This is a genomic window from Morganella morganii, assembly GCF_041099235.1.
Classification (GTDB): domain Bacteria; phylum Pseudomonadota; class Gammaproteobacteria; order Enterobacterales; family Enterobacteriaceae; genus Morganella; species Morganella morganii_E.
Map to the genome: position 1 here is coordinate 21,496 of NZ_JBFZSO010000003.1, position 20,570 is coordinate 42,065.

Annotated in this window: 12 protein-coding genes and 1 pseudogene; 9 read left to right on the forward strand and 4 right to left on the reverse strand. The window is 51.1% G+C overall.

Features of this window, described 5'->3' with window-relative positions; all coding sequences use genetic code 11:
* Positions 1-46 precede the first annotated feature (46 nt).
* Together AB7038_RS06150 and AB7038_RS06155 are read right to left on the reverse strand one after the other, a co-directional pair.
* Positions 47-4,288: a SpvB/TcaC N-terminal domain-containing protein gene (locus tag AB7038_RS06150; protein ID WP_369452954.1), complete on the reverse strand. Its 4,242-nt coding sequence runs from the start codon at positions 4,286-4,288 to the stop codon at positions 47-49.
* A 50-nt stretch (positions 4,289-4,338) separates the two neighbouring features.
* The gene (locus AB7038_RS06155; RefSeq protein WP_369452955.1) at positions 4,339-11,757 is read right to left on the reverse strand and encodes a neuraminidase-like domain-containing protein; all 7,419 of its coding nucleotides are present in this window, start codon (positions 11,755-11,757) and stop codon (positions 4,339-4,341) included.
* Between the two features lie 528 nt (positions 11,758-12,285).
* Between AB7038_RS06155 and lepA the strand changes: the two genes are divergently transcribed.
* The 7 genes from lepA to acpS all read left to right on the forward strand — a co-directional run bounded on the left by lepA (position 12,286) and on the right by acpS (position 18,783).
* On the forward strand, positions 12,286-14,079 hold the full coding sequence (gene lepA / locus AB7038_RS06160; RefSeq protein WP_368888827.1) for a translation elongation factor 4: 1,794 nt from the start codon (positions 12,286-12,288) through the stop codon (positions 14,077-14,079).
* Positions 14,080-14,106: 27 nt separating this feature from the next.
* On the forward strand, positions 14,107-15,099 hold the full coding sequence (gene lepB, locus AB7038_RS06165) for a signal peptidase I (RefSeq protein ID WP_072870690.1): 993 nt from the start codon (positions 14,107-14,109) through the stop codon (positions 15,097-15,099).
* A 178-nt stretch (positions 15,100-15,277) separates the two neighbouring features.
* Positions 15,278-15,958 carry a ribonuclease III gene (gene rnc, locus AB7038_RS06170; RefSeq protein ID WP_004236985.1) on the forward strand — a complete coding sequence of 227 codons (681 nt, stop codon included), beginning with the start codon at positions 15,278-15,280 and terminating at the stop codon, positions 15,956-15,958.
* Positions 15,955-16,863, forward strand: coding sequence for a GTPase Era (era, locus tag AB7038_RS06175; protein ID WP_004236984.1), 909 nt, complete (start codon positions 15,955-15,957; stop codon positions 16,861-16,863). Before rnc ends, era begins: the two co-directional genes overlap by 4 nt.
* Positions 16,864-16,870: 7 nt before the next feature.
* Positions 16,871-17,629: a DNA repair protein RecO gene (gene recO, locus AB7038_RS06180; RefSeq protein WP_126323933.1), complete on the forward strand. Its 759-nt coding sequence runs from the start codon at positions 16,871-16,873 to the stop codon at positions 17,627-17,629.
* 36 nt (positions 17,630-17,665) lie between these two features.
* Complete coding sequence (gene pdxJ / locus AB7038_RS06185) at positions 17,666-18,397, forward strand: pyridoxine 5'-phosphate synthase (protein ID WP_024473957.1); 732 nt, start codon at positions 17,666-17,668, stop codon at positions 18,395-18,397.
* Positions 18,397-18,783 carry a holo-ACP synthase gene (gene acpS / locus AB7038_RS06190; protein ID WP_004236981.1) on the forward strand — a complete coding sequence of 129 codons (387 nt, stop codon included), beginning with the start codon at positions 18,397-18,399 and terminating at the stop codon, positions 18,781-18,783. Before pdxJ ends, acpS begins: the two co-directional genes overlap by 1 nt.
* A gap of 32 nt (positions 18,784-18,815) precedes the next feature.
* Here the strand turns inward: acpS and AB7038_RS06195 are convergent, their stop codons facing one another.
* Positions 18,816-19,076: a YfhL family 4Fe-4S dicluster ferredoxin gene (locus tag AB7038_RS06195; protein WP_072870685.1), complete on the reverse strand. Its 261-nt coding sequence runs from the start codon at positions 19,074-19,076 to the stop codon at positions 18,816-18,818.
* 214 nt (positions 19,077-19,290) lie between these two features.
* Here AB7038_RS06195 and AB7038_RS06200 point away from each other — a divergent pair, with 214 nt between their 5' ends.
* The gene (locus tag AB7038_RS06200) at positions 19,291-19,887 is read left to right on the forward strand and encodes a hypothetical protein (RefSeq protein ID WP_369452956.1); all 597 of its coding nucleotides are present in this window, start codon (positions 19,291-19,293) and stop codon (positions 19,885-19,887) included.
* Here AB7038_RS06200 and AB7038_RS06205 read toward each other — a convergent pair.
* Positions 19,861-20,171 (reverse strand): annotated as a pseudogene (locus AB7038_RS06205) (transposase); the annotation flags it as partial. The gene AB7038_RS06200 and the pseudogene AB7038_RS06205 overlap by 27 nt on opposite strands.
* Before the next feature lie 143 nt (positions 20,172-20,314).
* On the opposite strand from AB7038_RS06205, the gene AB7038_RS06210 reads away from it, so the two are divergent.
* On the forward strand, positions 20,315-20,467 hold the full coding sequence (locus tag AB7038_RS06210) for a hypothetical protein (protein WP_440590459.1): 153 nt from the start codon (positions 20,315-20,317) through the stop codon (positions 20,465-20,467).
* Positions 20,468-20,570 lie beyond the last annotated feature (103 nt).

Below are 20,570 nucleotides of genomic sequence, written 5' to 3' on the forward strand. Positions count from 1 at the left end.
ACAGCCTGTCATTCAGGCTGTTATTGATCTTCCGCAGTGGTATGGCTTATTCTGCGGTGTCGTTTTCATCTTCACTGACCACAAACCACGGCGTGTACAGTGTGCGCCGCCGGTAATTTTTAGCAGTGATCACCTGATGCTCACGACCGAGCGGATCATAAAAGCGTGTGTCAGCGTACAGTTCCTGCCGGGCACTGTCATCACTGACATATTTCCAGTCATTGACAAAGTAAGGCTGATACGTCCGCACAGCATGCCCTTTATTATCATACTCTGTGCGGCCTGATACCGCCCAGCGGGCTGCTGCTTTCTCACTTTTCCGGTTTCCGGCCGCCAGTGAGCCGTTTTTATTACGGCGAAATGCATCACCATCCTCAAAACGGACAGATTGCTGTACTATCCGGCCAAAACCGTCACTGAAGGTAACTTGCTGACGAATTTGCTGCGTGTTTTTATCCGCCGGTTCGTCATCATAGCGATCGGTTGTCAGTGTCAGCACATGTGGCGGCAGTTTATCTGTACCGCTGTGCATCCAGCTATCTGCGGCATAGACAAAACACTGTGCAGCAGGCAGTTGTTTTTGCATATCCACCGCGTCCTGTACAGACGCCGGCAGAATCAGTGGTTTCTGACTGTAGCCGGTTTTCTGACCATTTTCCGTGCCGTAAAGACGACTGCTGATCACCCGGCCCAGCGCATCAGTCTGCACCTGACTGATATTGTCATTGGCATCGGTGATTTCGCAGACAGACAGGAAGCGCCAGTCATATTTTGCGGTTATCTCCAGCCCGTCAGCATCGCGGTGTTTAGTGATAACACAGTGATGTTTATCGCGGGTCAGATGACGTTCACCGACCAGCGGGTTATCGCGGACGGCAACCGGAAGCCGGAACTGTTCCGGTTCACCGAATGTGACATCACCGGAACGGGCAATCCAGAGTTTTTTATTCGTCTCTGTGCTGTCAGCAAACAGGTAATCAGACTGACGATAAGCGCCTTTTTCCAGATGAGCGGTCATATCCTCAGCAGCTCCCAGTGAAGCAATGATCGCATCATCAAACTCTGCGGTATCCGTGTAATACTGACGCGGCGGCCAGAACGGTGTGGTATTTGTCGGCGGCTTACCTGAATCATCATACCACCAGATTTGCTGCTGACCGGCAAAACACCGGGACAGACCGGAGCCGCCGTTAAGCAGCGTTTGCAGCGTTTCGGCGGTGAATCCCTGAGCAGGTGTATTTCTGCCGGTGTAAATATCATTACGCACGCGAAGCGGCAGACCGGTCTGCCAGAACTCACGGGCGGGTTCACCAATATGCGCCTGCGCAGTCCGTGTCAGTGCAATCACCAGTTGTAATTGCTGATCATCATAACCGGAATCAAACAGCGACGCAGGCAGCGTATCCGGCAGCGGGTTTTTCGCCGGCTTCGGACGGCGCGGATAATGAACGGTCGCTTTACGCAACGGATAACCATACTCATCGGCACTGAGCACAACGGATTGTGAACACTGCGGATCGGCGGCCATGCGTTCATAGTGATATTCACGGTTTTCGGATACGGAGGGCCAGAGCACCGGCATATCGGCATCCGGGGTAATCAGGCGGACGCTCAGACGCTGTTCACTGACACTGTACGGTAAGTCCTGCTGCGGACTGCCGTCTTTGCCGTATACCTCACTGCGCAACACCATCCCTTTCTGCGCGCGGCAGAGCCAGAATGCCTGTTTTTGCACCAGAGCGTCAGAACAGACAGATTCTTTATCACCGCTGCCGGTTGTCAGACGGGTCACAAAACCGGCAAAGGTACTTTTATCACCCTGCCAGTACTCATTTTTCAGTTGTGTATCGACAGGGGCATAACCGGTGGCATACCAGCTACGGGTCAGTACCGGCATCGTCAGGACTCCGCTGGTATCACGGGCGGCGGCGGTATCGGTATCCAGAACGTCCACACAGCCGAAGCCTCGGAATTCCCGCTCCCGGGCATCCCACACACCGTGGTGATAGCGGGCTTCGCTCACCAGTTTATTGCCGGTGATTTCGTCGGTAGTTTCTGTTTTCCATAACGTGTGCAGCGGGAAAGGCAGATATGAGACCGGCTCGCGGGCTTTATCATCCAGACGGAACTGTGCAGAACTGCGGTAATGCAGATTCTGTGACATCCCCATTTGGTTGTTGATCTGATTAAGAAGCCACGGTTTTTCGGTGGTCAGGTTCAGCAGATAATGACGCGGTGCGGTATGGGGAATCGTCAGCAGCAGGCTGGCGACACCCAATCCCTGCACATCTGCCGCCTGTAAGCGACTGGTATTATCATAACGGACACCGGCCGGCAGTTTCACGGTAACCGGTTTATCAAAACCGTTACCGCTGCGGTTACGGTAAATTTCAATATAATCACTATGGGCATACAGAATATCGGCAGTACCGCTGCCGTCAATATCGGCCAGAGAGACATAAGCCGCATTGAATTCCGTCTGCTTTTTGCTGAAGCCGTCAAGTGCCAGCGGCTGACCAAAGCGGCCGTGGCCCAGATTCGGCCAGCAAATCACACCGTCTGCACTGATCTGTACCAGATGTTGTTGTCCGGAGCCGAGCACATCACTGAAGGCAACCAGCGTGGCCGCATCACCATCCGGTGACGGCAGGACAATTTTTTCTGCCTGCGGAATATTTTTGGCGGATAACCAGCCGTCTTTGCTGCCCGGCCAGATGCGCACACTGCGCGGACCGATGAGCACGAGATCGGTGGCACCGATACCGTCGATATCCGTCATTTGTGCGGCGGAGTGACTGTACTCCAGCGGCAGGGCACTGAGCGGTGTAAAATGCAGCCACTGCGCCGGATTATCTGTCTGCTGACGGTATTGCCCGTGTACGCCGGGCTGTGTGACAACCCACTGCAGACGGCCATCACCGTCAAGATCGGTCAGCATCGCGCCTTCTTTCAGGGCGGGAATGTTATCGAGCCGCTGTGGTTTATCCCATATTACCGCGTTGACATCATCGCTTTTGCTGTCACGAACCGGTGCCCGGTAATACCATGCGCCGCTGTCCTGATACAGGATCCCGGAAATACCTTCGCCGTGCAGATCAAGATACTGCCACGGCTGCTGCGGATTGAGTTTACCCATCTCCGGCTGAGACCATTGCGGGGATGCAGGAATATCAAAGGTCTGCCAGCCGAAGGTCAGCGGCGGCAGGGACAGCACTTTGCCGTCATCCTCGAAGGCCATCTGCCGTGCAGCGGTCAGTGTGGTGATAAACGGGGTTTCCTGATACTCAAACAACAGGCGGGAGACCAGTGCCGGTACATCCTCACCTTCTGCTTTTTCAGCGAGCGTTTCCAGGCGGTGGAACATCAGTACCTGGCGGCACAGGCGGCGGGTACGCAGATCAAACCCGTAAGCATAGCCGGAGAACGGGTCCTGACGGCAGAGCCAGCCGGAACCGGCGTTAAACAGTGGTTTTTCTTCTGGCTTAATGGTGCGTTCGCCGTAGTCAAATACCAGCACAAACAGCCAGCCTGCTTTGGTGGCATCGTTGCCGTTAAAGCAGGGAAATGTGCGTCCGGCGGTGATATTACCGTAATGGACTTCACTGAGATAGCGCTGGCTGTGGCTGCCCGGATGATCGGTTTTTTCCCGGTCGCTGCAATTGATGTCATCTTCCGCACGGTAACGGTAATAAATCTGCTCACCGGTGGCGGAGACCGAGGCGTTCAGTAACCAGCGGGCGGTATTGCTGCCGTTACTGATACGGGCGGCGGATTCATAACCGAGCAGATGCACCTGACCGTCTGCAGCATACCACAGCCAGAAATCCGGCTCAGTGGTGCTGCCATCCGGCTGCCAGTATTCCAGACGGCTGAAATCACGTTCCGTCCGGGCGCGGTATGTTGTTATCTGATAAGAAACCGCCAGTTTCACGCCAAACAGGGTCTGACGTTTATCCGCCGTACCGGGGATAGCCAGCAGGACTTCACCGGCAGGATCCAGAAATTCATCTTCGGCCGTATAAGCAGGAACCCCTTTGCGGGTACGGCGGCTGACTGCAGGAAGATTTACATCCCAGCCGATACCAAAGGCACTGTTACCGCCCTGACTGCTGTAGCTGAGTGAGAGAGACGGGGCATAGCCGCGTCCGGCACTGACGGGCAGCGGCAGCGATAACGATGCCGCGCCGTCCGGACCGGCGGTACCCGCTTGTCCGGAAAGTCCGGTCAGTGCACCGCCGCCTTTCGGCAGAGACGGCGCCTGAGGACTGATATTGTCTGATTGTTGCATTATAGACTCCAGAACGGGCAGCCCGCAGGCCGCCCGGGTCAGGATAAAAATTAACGGATGGTGTAACGGATATGAATGATGATATCGCTCAGACTGAGCAGCAGGGCTTTCTGTTTATCACCTGTTGATCCGGGGAAGCTCAGAGTCAGACTGCCGCTGTTATCCACCGGGATACCTTCAAACGGCAGCCAGTGGCCGTCGTTGAAATCCAGCTGAAACTGGCCGTTGTCATTCATACCATGGGAGACCGCAATGGCTCTGCAGCCGTCCGGCAGTTTCACATCACCGCCGTAACTGAGTACAGCACGCACATCCTGATAAGGACCTGTCAGTGCCGGTAAGGTCACACTGATCTGTTTGATCCGGCGGGTTTGACCCAGCCCGGCAGGATAGTCATCTGCAATGTTGAGTGCCTTCAGATTAAATGCGGCATGCAGCTGTTTATCCGCGGTCATTGAAAGCCCGGTTGCTGCCGGTGTATTGCCGGAACCACTGCCTTTCAGCAACTCAGTAATTTTCGCGGTCAGATCGACCTTATCAGCGCTGTACACTTCTGCCAGCGAAACAGTACGGGTAACTTCCAGTCCACGGTGATCCCATTTCAACCATGCCTGCTCCATCTCGGTCAGATTCAGCAGCAGGGACTCCCCGGCCATCAGTCCGGCGTTACTGCTCTGCCATGCGCCCGGTTTGATGTAACGGGTGGTTTCGCCGGTCTGCCATGCATAAGCGGCTTCTGCCATCATGCAGCGGGCTGCTGTCAGGTCATAGAAGCGGTAATAGATGGATGCCAGACGGCCGCGCAGCCAGCTGTAAAGCGCTTTGTTGCTGAATTTTCGCTGCAGGAACTCCAGTTGTGCCTGAGTCTGCGCCTGCTGGATTTCCAGATGTTCGCGCTGCATCTCTGTGGCGGTGCGGCGGACAGCCAGGGCTTCCAGTTGTGCATCAATCTGTTTCACTTCAGATTCGGCATTGTTTTTCTGGATTTCCCATTCCTGACGGCGGCGGCGCCATGCCTCAGACTGGCTGATATTATCCGCGGTAATTTTGGTGGCGGAGGCGGCGAGGCCGATACCGGAACCAATTGCTTTCGGGATACCGCCCCAGCGGCTGCCCCCGACGGCCATACCAAAGACGTTCGGTGCCATATCGGCCGCGGCGGCAGCCATATCCAGCACGCCAACGGAGGTGCTCAGTATGGCGGACGAGAGATTCAGATCCATGGTCCGTTTTTCTGCGGCACTGACATTTTCATCATACAGGGCGCGGTAGCTGTCAAAGCGGGACTGTGCCCCGGCCCGGCTCTGTTCCAGGGTTTTCTTCTCGGCATCCAGTTCGGTGAGTGCCTGTTCCTGCATCCGCAGGGAGGAGAGCATCAGCTCACCGGCCTGGTTTTGCAGCAGTTCACTCATGGCTTCCGCATCCCGGCGCTCAATCAGCCCCTGGAGGGTGGAACCGAACTGCATCAGTTGCCCGGTCAGTGAACGTGCACTGTCCAGTGCCTGCGGGAAGCGCATGGCCGGGATGTCAGCAGACGGTAAAGGTTTGCTGCCGCCGGAGGCTGCGGCAGCGGCACTGAGCAGTGCGGCCGGGTCTGCCGGTGCGGCAAAGATTGGCAGCGATAATGGCTGGCCGTCGATGGAGAGATTATTACGCAGATTAAACAGGCGCATTTCCAGGGTCTGCCAGTAGCCGAGCAGTTTTTCGTTCTGCTGCGGCAGGAACAGCCCGGTCAGGGTATTGGCGGTACGGACTTCCGGCAGCAGGCCACCGCTGCGCAGACGGCTGATTTCATCCTGCCGTTGTTTGGTTTTGGTCTGGTCGGCCGCATCACTCAGTGACGGATTGTTCCAGTCGCTGTTGATCAGGGTCAGCGGTTTATCCCCGAGCAGCCCCAGCGCCTGCATATACCACATTTTGGCTTCGGTCAGGGTATCGCGCTCCAGCATACGGTAAGCACTGTCACCACGGGCAATCAGCAGATCGAGCAGTTTCATCAGGGTGCTGACTTTATAGTGCATCGGGTCATTCTGGGCGACGGCATCCGGGTCAACCGAATCCAGCGGATCGGCATTCCAGGAGGTATCTTCTTTCAGCGGCCGCACACGCCAGTCCCCGGCACCGCTGGCGACAGGGCGCCAGATATAGCTTAACCAGCGGCTGGCGCCGGTAAAGTCCTGTTCCTGTAACAGTCGCATGGCCACCATCATCGGGGTGTAATAGAACAGCTCCCAGAAATAGAGGGCATTGGCGCCGCTGAAGTCCATCGGTTCATCGGGTTGCGACAGGCCGGAGACGGATTCCAGACCGGGGAAGGTACCGTTGTTATAGCTGGTATCTAATTTCCAGCCATTGTTTCCGTCAGGAATAAAATTAAGCCAGTCTTGACTGCCGCTCTGGAAACGAGCACCAAGTAATATTCTTTTATCATTATATCCTATATGCGGGAAAAACAGATTAACAATGGTTGATGTTTCTGTATTCACAGTGGAGTCAATAACAGGATATATATCGCCGTCAACGAAGACATCATACCGATTAATCGTAAACTTCCGGTCACTGCCATGAATGGCCGGATCATACGGTTTCAGTATCAGGGTAACATACATCCCCTCTCCCGGTTTCGGTTCACGCAGGTCCTGGGTTTTCGGTGATAATATCGCATCAATCCCGTTATTGGCACGTTCAATTAACTGACGGGCAAACAGGGTATTCAGCCGGGTACGGTAAGCATCCCATTCCATGTATTGGGCGCCGTCTGCGGTGGTGTGCAGGGAAATAGCACGAAGGCTTTTCCCGGGAACACTAATATTTAGTTTGTACTTACGGGCTATATCAACACTGCCATTTTTAAACTTAACCTGTAATGTTAAGCTTACTTCCTTGTTATGAATGAAATCAGTAATGTCCAGCCTATGCTCTTGAAAAATATAATTGTTATTAAAATCGTCATTTATACTTAAGAAGTCAATAGACTCTGCCTTAAACGTTCTAATTGTGTTGCTGTTATGAATATATTCAAGTGAGCAATTTCTCAGGTTGTTTGGAGTCAGATTTTTATTAATTCTGCTATATTTTATTAACCCTATTTTTTCATTTTTTGAATTTCTATTTTTAATAAAAAGTGCAATGATTATTTCATCGTCAGGATGGTCTGAAGTTAATTCATCTATTTTACATGTGAAATAGTGTCTGTTTTTATCTGAGCCATAGTGTGTGCAATCATAAATTGAGGCTCCGTAAGGTGTTGCTATTGATAATGCTATGCTATTAACAAATGGTAATGTTTTATCGTTTCCTGGTACACTCAGGTAAATAATGTTTATGCCAGTCTTAATGTTTTCAGTCAGGCTGACAGTACATTCACCGCCCGGGAAATCACCAATTGGCGAGTAAACAGCTCCTTCAGTCCGGTAAGAACTGGCGCCGAAACTCATTTGTTTAATAAATTCAGGACGTAATAATGACGGAATAAAATCCACATGAATATTAACGTCTACATCAGAGTTAAATACGAGGTGTGTTTTGTTCCCGTATGTTGAAAGATAATAATATTCTGCGTTCAGGCTGATATTTGCATTAGATGTGCCGGTTTCATCTTCCGGGGTGAGTGTTGAGTCATAGCTGTGCAGCAGCAGGCTATTTACCCTGGTGATAGTAGTTGTATCGAGTTGTGGGACGGTGTACTCCAGTACACTCAGGATATCCGGTATATTTTCCACAGACATATCGGAGAATATATAGCGCCCGAAATGCTCTGTTTTTCCCTGCTCTTTATTGTTATCGCGTTGCGTGGTTTTCTTCTGACTGTCATCGTAGCTGTCTTTAACCAGGTAGCAGGCAACAGCCAATGCATTTTTCCCGGGATTCTCAGTGCAATATAATCCTTTACGACCCTCTTTCATTTTAACAAATTCATTGGTCACATCATAACTGAATGGCGACGCCCAGCTACCGTCATATTTAATATGAGTAAGCTTCAGGGTAAAAGACGAAATATCCTTTTTACCTTCGTCATCTTTCCGTACTTGTTCTTCAATCCATAACAAATAAAGACGTGAACGGAAAATCACCGGGCGCACCATATCCTGATACGGATTAATAGCACAGGTTATTTCTTTCCAGTCACTCCAGGCATTGGCGTTAAAACGGCCGTTTTGGCATTTACTGTGATCGGCTTTACGCCAGTAATATTTTTTCGGCTCAGTCTGGCTGGTACCGATAAACCAGGTATTACCCTGTTCAATATTAACGGCATCATGATAACCACTGATCACTTTCAGGTTAGCGACCTGCTCAAAAGCGGTGAGATACTGGCGGAAGCCGTTTTCCAGGGTATCGTTGTTAAGCTCACTTTGTGAAAGCTGCTCCAGCATGGTATTCATCATCCCGGTCTGACCGATACGGATAGTCGGGTCAATGAAGTTTTCAGGGTAATAGACTAACTGAGAAACACCCGCCCAGGTGCTGTAGCGCTTATTATAGGTATCCCAGTCTTTAAAGAACTGACGTTCCAGTACGGCACTCTCTGCGCCCGGCTCATCACCGGCAATGGTGCGGTTGATATAGAGCTGAATACCTGCAATCGCATCTGCCAGCCGGGTGGTGGTGATGTCAGCACTGACTTTGCCGTCCGCCAGCAGATAACGCCAGATATCATCACGGTTTGCCAGCGGTTTTTTCATAATCAGCGTGCGGTATTCCCCGCTGAGGGCTTCACTGCGGCGCGGCTCAGACTGGTTTTGCAGTTGTTTTGTCTGCTGTTCGCTCAGACCGGCCTGTAACAGGCCTGCCAGTGTGGTGAGATCTGCATAAGAAGGTGATGCATTTTCAGATACCGTCAGCAGATTGGTGATATCTTTCGGGGTGATATGCAGGGCGTCTGCCAAATCCAGCCGTGACGGCAGTGCAGCCAGCGGTGACCATGTGGTCAGTTCCGGTTTTTGTCCGGCTTGTTTTAGTGCCTGAGTAATCACATCTTCTGACAGATTCAGTGCTTGTGCCAGGATTTTAACTGTCAGTGTCTTGCTTTGCAGTGCCCCCAGTACAGTACCGGCCTGGTCACCGCAGCGGTTAATCAGGTCATGGAAATCACTGATGCTACGCAGTGCATCAACAGAATCAGCCGGTGCACCTTGTGACAACATCTGAAGTTCGGAATGACTGAGTGCAAAGGTACGGATAACCAGTACGCGTTGTGCCAGTAGCTGACACCATGCCGCAAGTTTTTTCTGCTGCCCGGCAGACGGTTTTTCGGTGGCGATAAGCGGCCGGATATCCTTGGTGGTGAGCACATCGCCGGGATGGTTATTGTCCAGCCAGCTCAGCAGTGCTTCCCCCTGTTCCGGGGTTTCCATCTGCATAGCGGCGGCGATCACGGGAGCCATGGTGGTATGCAGGGCGTTACTGTCAATGCCACCGTTACGCAGGGCATCCAGCAGAGTGGTCATCTCTTTGGTTGGTGTGGCCGGAACATCCGTTGTCAGCAACATAACCAGTTGTTCAACGGTGATATTGTGTGTGCTCAGCCATTGGGTGGTCTGGTACAGGAAGGTCATCAGCTCCCGGCGTTTTTCTTCCGTTATCTGGTAAATATTGGTTGTGCTGTAGGGCGAAATCCGCAGCAGGGCATCCAGTTGTGCCACGGTCAGGTTATGCACATCCGCCAGCAGACGAACCAATAACAGATCACTGAGGTTTTCAATATCGTTTCCGTCTTTTTTATCGCCGTCGTCACGGGCGGTGATATCAAATATCTGCCATAACCCGGTATTATCCACCCGGAAAGCACGTTTCAGGACTTCGCGGCGCGGGTCTTCGGCATCCGGCAGCATCGGAATTGCATCACCACCTAAGGTATAGGTGATACCATTCAGCGGCGGGTTATTAAACAGGCGATCAAACTGGCTGAGCTGGCCGTTATCGCTGACCGTGCTGATATCGGCATTACACAGCATTAATGCGGTTTCAGTATCAATACCATAACGTTTACGGCAGAGCAGCGCTTCGGTAAACCGGTGTAACACGATGGCATCTGTATCTTCATTGCTGAAACGCAGGCGGGTTAATGCGCGTTGTGTTTCCGCCGGCGTCATACCGGTGGTTTTGGCCAGGCGCAGGGTTTTGTTGAGGCTGAGGAGCCAGATCCCGGGTTTCGGATCGGTGCGGATAAAGGAGGCGGAGGTGTATTGATAGCTTCCGTCAGCGGGTTTTTTTCGTGAAATCCCGAGTTCTGTACCTTGTTTCAGTCTGTCGGCATCCAGTGTAATAGCCAGGCTGTAATGTTGGCCGACCTGAGGAATAAAATTGTCGTTGCGATATAAATCACTACTGTCGCCGCCATGAGTACCGATATAAAATATTGAGAAATTATTCCCGGAGTTTGTTTGAAAACTAAAGTTCACCAAAAACCGGTTTCCGCCCTGCGGAATTAAATCAATATAGTATGCCTGTGTTTTACCATCCGGCGTTTTGGTCAGTTCACTGAGTACAATTTTCCCGTCAGAATGTATTACCGGTATCACCAGTTTATTACTTTTATAAATATCGGGTGTTTGTGATTTATCTGCAATTTCGCCGGTAACCAGCGCCTGAATCTCATCCCGCGGCAGTCCGTAATAACCGGCCAGGGCATTCAAATCCATCAGGCTGTCAGTATTGATGCCCGGGAAGTTTTTCTTCAGCAGTGTGTCTGTTTCAGATTCACTTAACCCATCGGTTTTTTCTGTCAGAATGGCATACAGCTCCGGTGAGATACCGGCGTATAACGCTATCTGTGCGGCAGATTCTGTACCTTTGGTAAGAACATTATCCGGCAGAACAAAATTCTGTTGTATCAGGGCTTCACGAATTCCCTCAAACGGTACGTTATACGGTGTGACACCACTGCGGCGGGAGGTTGCCAGGGTTTCATAATATTTGCTTTTGTCTGTCTGACCGGCTTGAGCTATCAGCGCTGTTTCCAGTTGCTCATTAGCCAGTGACAGGGTGGAGATCTCTTTGTCCAGATTTTCCTGAGATAACACCAGCTTTGCCAGATCCGGACGGCGTTTGTCCAGATTATTGACACTGTCTTTCTGATGCAGGCCACGGGCTTCGCGGTACAGTTCTGTCAGATAGCCGGCCGGTGAAAACATGGAAGAGACGGCACCCGGTGCGGCAAACTCACCGGCACGCGGCACAATAATATCATCATAGCCATATGGCGTCGCGCCGTGATAGCGGGCAACGCCCATCTCTTTTCTCAGCAGCGGGTTGGCGCGGGTCAGCGCACGGGCGGTATACAGAATGTTGTTCTGTTTCTCTTTGATTGCCGCCCGGTAAAGTAATTGTGTTTCTTCGCGGGATAGGCGGCTGCCTGCCATGTTCCGGACTTCAGCAAGGGAAAGCGGCATAAAGTCTGCCAGGGTTAGCTGCTGGTCGCTACGACCCCGGTTCAGTTTTTCAAGAATTCGGGTTATTTGATCCATCGATAATGTCCTTATAAATGTGAAATTTAGTTAATGATATGAATGTGTACCTAACAATACACCTTTAATTTATTATTTTCTAATATTATATTTCTTAAATAATGAAAATATCGATATATGTAACCAGTATTGGGTGTCGGTTTGGGAATGAGGATAGTCAATCAGAACGACTAGCATGATGTGCTTATTTTGATGAAAACTAATTATCTATATGATTATTAATCATAAAAAATATATTGCGCGGGCGGTAATAATGAGTTGATTTTATCGTTTACATTTATTATCAGTTTTTTTTATGAAAAAAGTGGTGTCAGTGAAATGACAAAATGAATGCGATCCGTATGGATTATTCGCCGGACGCGGTTTTTTCTGCGGTAAAATGAACGTTTCTTTGAGTTGAGTGTCTGTAGCATGTAGAATGCTGCCAATAAGTCTATTAACCAGCAATATAGAGTGTTGGCTTTGAGTCCTTACAGGTGTCCAAAGCTAGTTTTATAGGGCATTACAAAGAAGAATTTTATCTTGAAAATCAACCATATCCGAAATTTTTCCATTATTGCTCATATCGATCACGGTAAATCCACGTTATCAGATCGCATTATTCAGATTTGCGGCGGCTTATCCGACCGTGAAATGGCGGCGCAGGTTTTGGATTCAATGGATCTGGAACGTGAGCGCGGCATTACCATCAAAGCCCAGAGCGTGACGCTGGATTACACCGCACAGAATGGTGAAACGTACCAGCTCAACTTCATCGATACCCCGGGCCACGTTGACTTCTCGTATGAAGTTTCCCGTTCACTGGCCGCCTGTGAAGGAGCGCTGCTGGTGGTTGATGCGGGGCAGGGTGTTGAGGCACAAACACTGGCGAACTGCTATACAGCGATGGAAATGAACCTGGAAGTTGTCCCGGTTCTCAATAAAATTGACCTGCCTGCTGCCGACCCGGAGCGGGTGGCGGAAGAGATTGAAGACATCGTCGGGATTGAAGCGGCCGATGCCGTGCGCTGCTCGGCAAAAACCGGTGTGGGCGTCAACGATGTGATCGAACGCCTGGTGCGTGATATTCCGCCGCCGGAAGGTGATCCTGATGCGCCGTTACAGGCACTGATTATTGACTCCTGGTTTGACAACTATTTAGGCGTTGTGTCTCTGATCCGGATTAAAAACGGCACACTGCGCAAAGGCGACAAAATCAAAGTGATGAGCACCGGTCAGGTGTATAACGCCGATCGCCTCGGGATCTTCACACCAAAACAGGTCGATAAAGATATCCTCAGATGCGGTGAAGCCGGCTGGGTGGTCTGTGCAATTAAAGACATTCTCGGGGCGCCGGTCGGTGATACTTTAACCGGCGCACGCGCACCGGCGGATAAACCGCTGCCGGGCTTTAAAAAAGTCAAACCTCAGGTCTATGCGGGTCTGTTCCCGGTCAGTTCTGACGACTATGAAGCCTTCCGTGATGCGCTCGGCAAACTGAGCCTCAACGATGCTTCCCTGTTCTATGAGCCGGAAAGCTCTACCGCGCTGGGCTTCGGTTTCCGCTGCGGTTTCCTGGGTCTTCTGCATATGGAGATTATCCAGGAGCGTCTGGAGCGTGAATATGATCTTGATCTGATCACCACCGCGCCGACGGTTGTTTATGAAGTGGAAACCACCAGCGGTGAAATCGTCTATGTTGACAGCCCGTCCAAACTCCCGCCGCTTAACAATATTGAAGAGTTGCGCGAACCGATCGCGGAATGTCATATGCTGCTGCCGCAGCAGTACCTCGGTAACGTGATTACCCTGTGTATTGAGAAACGCGGTGTGCAGACCAACATGGTTTATCACGGTAATCAGGTTGCTCTGACCTATGAAATCCCGATGGCAGAAGTCGTGCTTGATTTCTTCGACCGTCTGAAATCTACCTCACGCGGCTATGCATCACTGGATTACAACTTTAAACGTTTCCAGGCGTCTGACATGGTGCGTGTTGATATCCTTATCAACAGTGAGCGGGTTGACGCATTGGCACTGATTACACACCGTGATAACTCCATGTACCGCGGCCGTGAACTGGTGGAGAAGATGAAAGATCTGATCCCGCGTCAGCAGTTTGATATCGCAATCCAGGCTGCCATCGGTATGCATATTATTGCGCGTTCAACAGTAAAACAGTTACGTAAAAACGTCCTGGCGAAATGCTACGGCGGTGACGTGAGCCGTAAGAAGAAACTGTTGCAGAAACAGAAAGACGGTAAGAAACGCATGAAGCAGGTTGGTAATGTTGAGTTACCACAGGAAGCGTTTTTAGCCATTCTCCATGTCGGCAAAGATTAAACATTCAGCAGGTTGTAAGGAGACATAATGGCGAACACCTTTGCGCTGATCCTGACCCTGGCAACATTGGTTACCGGGATCATCTGGGCGGTGAATAAATTTAAAATTCAGCCGGCCCGTAAGAAAAAACTGGCGCGCATGGCGGAGCTGACTGAAGGAACCATGGATCAGGCACATCTGGCTGAGACTGTGGCCAAACCGGGCTGGGTGGAAGGTACTGCATCCCTGTTCCCTGTGCTGGCGATTGTCCTGATTGTGCGCTCATTTATTTATGAGCCGTTTCAGATCCCGTCCGGGTCCATGATGCCGACACTGTTAATCGGCGACTTTATGCTGGTGGAAAAATATGCCTACGGGTTAAAAGACCCGATCACGCAGACCACCCTGATTAAAACCGGGGAGCCGAAGCGCGGTGATATTGTCGTGTTTAAATATCCGGAGGATCCGCGTGTCGATTATGTCAAACGTGTGATTGGTCTGCCGGGCGATAAAGTCGTTTATGACCCGTATGCCAAAGAGTTACAGGTCTATCCGGGCTGCACCAAAGACCAGAGCGGTTGTGAAACTCTGCCGGTTACTTATGGTCAGGAATATGAAAGCGAGTGGGCTATCCGCTGGGAAAAATCCCCGCTGGGCGGCTCCTTTATGAGCGGCGGTGCCCGTCAGTTCCCGATCGAAGATGATATGGAAGTCGGTTATCGTCGTCAGGCGGAACGGATTGAAAACCTGGGGCCGGTGGCTCACCATATTCTGACTGTTCCGGAAATCACCCCGGACAGCATCAGCGGGCAGCGTCTGTTCCGTCAGCCGGGATTACCGGAATACACCTGGGTGGTACCGGAAGGGCATTACTTTATGATGGGTGATAACCGTGATAACAGTGCGGACAGCCGCGTCTGGGGATTTGTGCCTGAACAAAACCTGGTCGGCCGTGCCAGCTTTATCTGGTTAAGCCTTGAAAAACAGGAAGGTGAATGGCCTACCGGTCTGCGCCTGAGCCGTTTCGGACGGATAGAATAGAAAAAACAGAATTTGCTGAGCATTACCTGTAATCACAGTGTAGAATATGCCCCGCAAAATGATTGGCTCCCCGGTATACGGGGAGCCAGTGCAAACGCAACAGTTTTGTATCGCGGCTTTTCGCGGCTACAGGTCTGTTGCGTGTGCGTTTTATAAACATCCTAATTTTTGGTCGCACATGAACCCGATAGTGATAAACCAGCTGCAGCGAAAACTCGGCTATACTTTTACCCGTCAGGACTTATTAATGCAGGCACTCACTCACCGCAGTGCCAGCAGCAAACATAACGAACGCCTGGAATTTCTCGGCGATTCTATTTTAAGTTTTGTTATTGCCAATGATTTATATCACCGCTTCCCGAAAGTGGATGAAGGGGATATGAGCCGGATGCGCGCCACGCTGGTGCGCGGAAATACCCTGGCGGAACTGGCCCGCGAATTTAACCTCGGCGAATGTCTGCGCCTGGGGCCCGGGGAGCTGAAAAGCGGTGGCAGCCGCCGTGAATCGATCCTCGCGGATACTGTCGAAGCCCTGATTGGCGGGATTTTTCTCGACAGTGATATTCAGACAATTGAGCGGATTATCCTCAGCTGGTATGAATCCAGACTGAACGAAATCTCGCCCGGGGATAAACAAAAAGACCCGAAAACCCGGTTACAGGAATACCTTCAGGGGCGGCATCTGCCTCTGCCGAACTACCTGGTTGTTCAGGTAAAAGGTGAAGCTCACGATCAGGAGTTCACCATTCACTGCCAAATCAGCGGTGTTGAACAGCCGGTAAAAGGAACCGGTTCCAGCCGCCGGAAAGCCGAACAGGCCGCGGCGGAACAAGCATTAATTTTGTTGGAGCTTGAATGAGCGAAGAAAACACCTATTGCGGCTTTGTCGCGATAGTCGGACGTCCCAATGTGGGCAAATCCACCTTACTGAACCAGTTACTGGGTCAGAAAGTCTCTATTACCTCGCGGAAACCGCAGACCACGCGGCACCGCATTATGGGGATCGATACACAGGATAATTACCAGATTATCTATGTGGATACCCCCGGGCTGCATATTGAGGAAAAACGGGCGATCAACCGCCTGATGAACCGTGCGGCCAGCAGCTCCATCGGTGACGTTGAGCTGGTGATTTTTATGGTTGAAGGCACTAACTGGACACCGGATGATGAGATGGTACTGAACAAAGTCCGCTCTCTGCGCTGCCCGGTGCTGCTTGCTATCAACAAAGTGGACAACGTGGAAGACAAAACCAAACTGCTGCCGCATATTGCGTTCCTCAGCCAGCAGATGGATTTCCTCGACGTAGTGCCGCTCAGTGCCGAGAAGAAAATGAACGTCGATACCATTGCGAACATCGTGCGTCAGCACATTCCGCAGGCGCCGTTCCACTTCCCGGAAGATTACATCACTGACCGCTCGCAGCGTTTCATGGCCTCTGAAATCATCCGTGAAAAACTGATGCGTTTCCTCGGTGATGAACTGCCGTACTCAGTAACGGTGGAAATCGAGCAGTTTGTTGTCCAGGACAACGGCGTATTTCAGATCAACGGTCTGATCCTCGTTGAGCGCGAAGGCCAGAAAAAAATGGTTATCGGCAACAAAGGCAGCCGTATCAAAACAATCGGGACCGAATCCCGTATTGATATGGAACGTCTGTTCGATGCCCGTGTTCATCTCGAACTGTGGGTGAAAGTCAAAGCCGGCTGGGCCGATGACGAACGGGCACTGCGCAGCCTGGGTTATGTTGACGACCTGAAGTAACGCAATAATGGACGGCTGGCAGCGCGCATTTGTACTCCATAGTCGCCCTTACAGTGAAACCAGCCTGATGCTGGATGTATTCACTGAACAGGAAGGGCGGCAGCGTCTGCTGGCGAAAGGGGCGCGCCGCCGCCGTTCCGGTCTCAAAGGGGCATTACAGCCCTTTACGCCGCTGCTGATCCGCTGGGGCGGGCGCGGGGAACTGAAAACCCTGCGCGATGCGGATCCTATTTCTCTCGCATTACCTCTGAGCGGTACCGTCCTTTACAGCGGCCTGTATATCAATGAGCTGCTCTCCCGTGTGCTGGCTAACGGCGTTACCTATTCCGCTCTGTTTTTTGATTATCTGCGCTGCCTTCAGTATCTCGCGGCCAGCGATACCACACCGGAACAGGCACTGCGTCAGTTTGAGCTGGCGTTGCTGCACCATATCGGTTACGGCGTGGATTTTCTTCACTGTGCAGGCAGCGGGCAGGAAGTCTCTGACACCATGACCTACCGCTACCGCGAGGAAAAAGGCTTTATCGCCAGCCTGGTGGTGGATAACAGCAGTTTCACCGGTCGCGAACTGAAAGCACTTGCCGCCCGGGAATTCCCGGATGCGGAAACTTTACGTGCCGCTAAACGCTTCACCCGCATTGCCTTAAAACCCTATCTTGGCGGAAAGCCATTGAAAAGCCGCGAATTATTTCGTCAATTTGTGCGCCCGCCGTTGGTTTCAAAAGAAAATGGCCGCGGTGGTTCCTCTTCGTCTGAAAAAGGTTAAACTGAATAACAAAAGTTACCCGGAGGATGATAAAAAATGAGTGAAGTTTTATTGGGTGTAAACATTGACCACATTGCAACTGTCCGTAATGCACGCGGCACCAACTATCCGGATCCGGTTCAGGCGGCATTTGTCGCAGAGCAGGCGGGTGCGGAAGGTATTACCGTGCATCTGCGCGAAGATCGCCGTCATATTACGGATCGTGATGTGGAACTGCTGAGACAAACCATTCAGACCCGTATGAATCTGGAAATGGCGGTCACCGACGAAATGGTCGATATCGCCTGCCGTATCAAACCTGCATTCTGCTGCCTGGTACCGGAAAAGCGTCAGGAAGTAACGACAGAAGGCGGTCTGGATGTCGCCGGTCAGAAAGAAAAAATCGCCCGTGCGGTGAAGCGCCTGACTGAAGCCGGGATCAAAGTTTCCCTGTTTATTGACCCTGACCATACCCAGATTGATGCTGCGGATGATGTCGGCGCGCCGTTTATTGAAATCCACACCGGTGCTTATGCGGACGCGGAAACGTCTCAGGAAGAAGATAAAGAATTTATCCGCATCAAAGATGCGGTTGCCTATGCGGCTGGTAAGGGCCTGAAAGTGAATGCCGGACACGGTCTGAACTATCACAACGTTCAGCGCGTAGCAGCACTGCCGGCGATTTATGAACTGAATATCGGCCACGCTATTATCGGCCGTGCGGTCTTCAGCGGACTGGCTGCTGCTGTTGCAGATATGAAAACTCTGCTGCGGGAAGCCCGTCGTTAATGGCAATTGTCGGCATTGGTACAGATATTGTTGAAATAAGTCGTATTGAAGCGGTTATCGGGCGTTCCGGTGACCGCTTTGCAAAACGGATCCTCAGTGACGCGGAATGGGACGTGTACCGGCAGCATAAACAGCCGGTGCGCTTTCTGGCCAAACGGTTTGCGGTTAAAGAAGCGGCATCCAAAGCGTTGGGCACCGGGATCCGTCAGGGGCTGGCGTTTAACCAGTTTGAAGTCAGTAATGATTCACTCGGCAAACCTAACCTGACCTTTCTCGGCTATGCCGGAGAACTGGCTGCCGCCCGTGAAGTCACACACTACCATGTCTCTATTGCCGACGAGCGCCATTACGCTTGTGCAACGGTTATTCTCGAAACAAACACCTGAAATTGCGCCCGTCTGCGGGCGCATCATTGCGCTTAAATCTTATCTGCGTGATGTATCAGCACAAACTTATCCCACAGCATCTCTTGTGTTTCAGTATGCTCAGGATCGATAATAATGGTGTTGGTAATCGGACAGACTGACTGGCAGGTCGGTTTATCATAATGCCCGACACACTCAGTACATAAATCAGGATTAATTTCATAGATAGAATCCCCCATTGAAATTGCTTCATTAGGGCACTCAGGTTCGCACATATCACAATTTATGCAACGTTCGGTAATCAGTAACGCCATAGTCGCCATCACCATATAAATTATTTAAAATTCAGTAACTTATATCTTGCACTTATACGTTACTATCTAACCGGTTTCTGTAAATATAACCAGTATTATAACCTTGGTTTTCCTGTTTCAGGAACACAAATCAGCAACACAAGCCTTTACTCCTGCCTGAAAATACCCTGGTTTGTGAACCTCTCTATAACTCACTGCAAAATAAGGATATTTTATGTCACGTTGTGTTACGCAGACACCCGTTTCGGCAGGAAACACCGAATACTTAACCGCTTCAGCGCGGTGGGAAGCCTGCAAACCGCCTTATACCAATACAGATATGAAAGTTTGTGTTACTGCTGCGGTCTCTATCCTGAATTATCTCAAAAAATCGCGCAGAACGAAGTATGAAAGAGACAATTTTTTGCGGCTCGATTTCAGCCGTGGCGGTAAGGTTACCATTTATGCCGAATTTCCTAAAGGGATGCAGCTTAAAGGACGTAAACTGGGTCAATGGCCTGAATTATCGCTGGCAATGGCCCGTGAAAAAGCACACGAGATTGGCAGGGAGGGTTTGTCAGCTGAGTCAGTTCATGGCGTCTTAGCGCGTTATGAGGCGGATATGGAGGCGAAAGTAAAACGTCATAAGCTTAGCGAGGGAAGTTTTGGTACTTACTGTTGTCGTCTGAAACAAATTAAGTCTGCATTCGGGGCAAGAGAAGTATTCTGTGATGTTAAATATACAAAGCTTATTGATGTACTTGATTTATGGATTGACACAAAGACTAACAGCTACGCACTGGAGTTGTTTGCCTTTACGGCGAAAGTTTAGCTTCAGCAGACAATAGATCCGGTGAACGCGCTTATGATTCCACCCGTTGCCCTGCCTGCGCAGGATCTGAAACAGCTTTTTAAACCCGTAACGGGGATAACGTTCTGCCGCCTCTGTCAGCGCCTGTATCACCGGTTCATCCCGCCGTATTTGGCTTTCCAGTTATAGTAGCTGGCTTCGGATATACCGGCTTCACGGCAGACATCTTTGACTGTCCGTCCGGCTTCGACGGATTTCAGAACGGCGATAATCTGATGTTCAGTTGCGCATAGCGATCTCCTCAGGATACATATCAGTATGGATGAAGATCTCTGAAAGTGAATGGGACTTTTTTCCGGGATACTTACACGACGGTATAAAATCGTTCTGTTGTCAGGGCGTTATTTACTATGCCGCCTGAAATGCCAGAGGGGATATCCACCTGTATATGGATCCGCTGGGGCATGCCACACGGCTGGTATGGGATGAACAGGGGGACTATCTTCAGCAGACCGATCCGGGCGGCAGTATCACCCGTTACCGCTACAATACCCGGCGGGACACCGTCTCGGCTTCCGTTACGACCGCTTCGGGCGGCTGAAAGCGCTGGTCAATGAAAAAGAAGAATCATACCGGTTTGAATATGACGTACTGCACCGCCTGACCCCGGAGAGGAGCCGGTTATCCCCCTGGCTCACATCCAT

Coding starts and splice junctions, on each gene's coding strand:
- era (WP_004236984.1), top strand. CDS start 15,955: ATGAGCGAAGAAAACACCTATTGCGGCTTTGTCGCGATAGTCGGACGT.
- AB7038_RS06210 (WP_440590459.1), top strand. CDS start 20,315: ATGGATCCGCTGGGGCATGCCACACGGCTGGTATGGGATGAACAGGGG.
- AB7038_RS06195 (WP_072870685.1), bottom strand. CDS start 19,076: ATGGCGTTACTGATTACCGAACGTTGCATAAATTGTGATATGTGCGAA.
- lepB (WP_072870690.1), top strand. CDS start 14,107: ATGGCGAACACCTTTGCGCTGATCCTGACCCTGGCAACATTGGTTACC.
- AB7038_RS06200 (WP_369452956.1), top strand. CDS start 19,291: ATGTCACGTTGTGTTACGCAGACACCCGTTTCGGCAGGAAACACCGAA.
- AB7038_RS06155 (WP_369452955.1), bottom strand. CDS start 11,757: ATGGATCAAATAACCCGAATTCTTGAAAAACTGAACCGGGGTCGTAGC.
- AB7038_RS06150 (WP_369452954.1), bottom strand. CDS start 4,288: ATGCAACAATCAGACAATATCAGTCCTCAGGCGCCGTCTCTGCCGAAA.
- rnc (WP_004236985.1), top strand. CDS start 15,278: ATGAACCCGATAGTGATAAACCAGCTGCAGCGAAAACTCGGCTATACT.
- recO (WP_126323933.1), top strand. CDS start 16,871: ATGGACGGCTGGCAGCGCGCATTTGTACTCCATAGTCGCCCTTACAGT.
- acpS (WP_004236981.1), top strand. CDS start 18,397: ATGGCAATTGTCGGCATTGGTACAGATATTGTTGAAATAAGTCGTATT.
- pdxJ (WP_024473957.1), top strand. CDS start 17,666: ATGAGTGAAGTTTTATTGGGTGTAAACATTGACCACATTGCAACTGTC.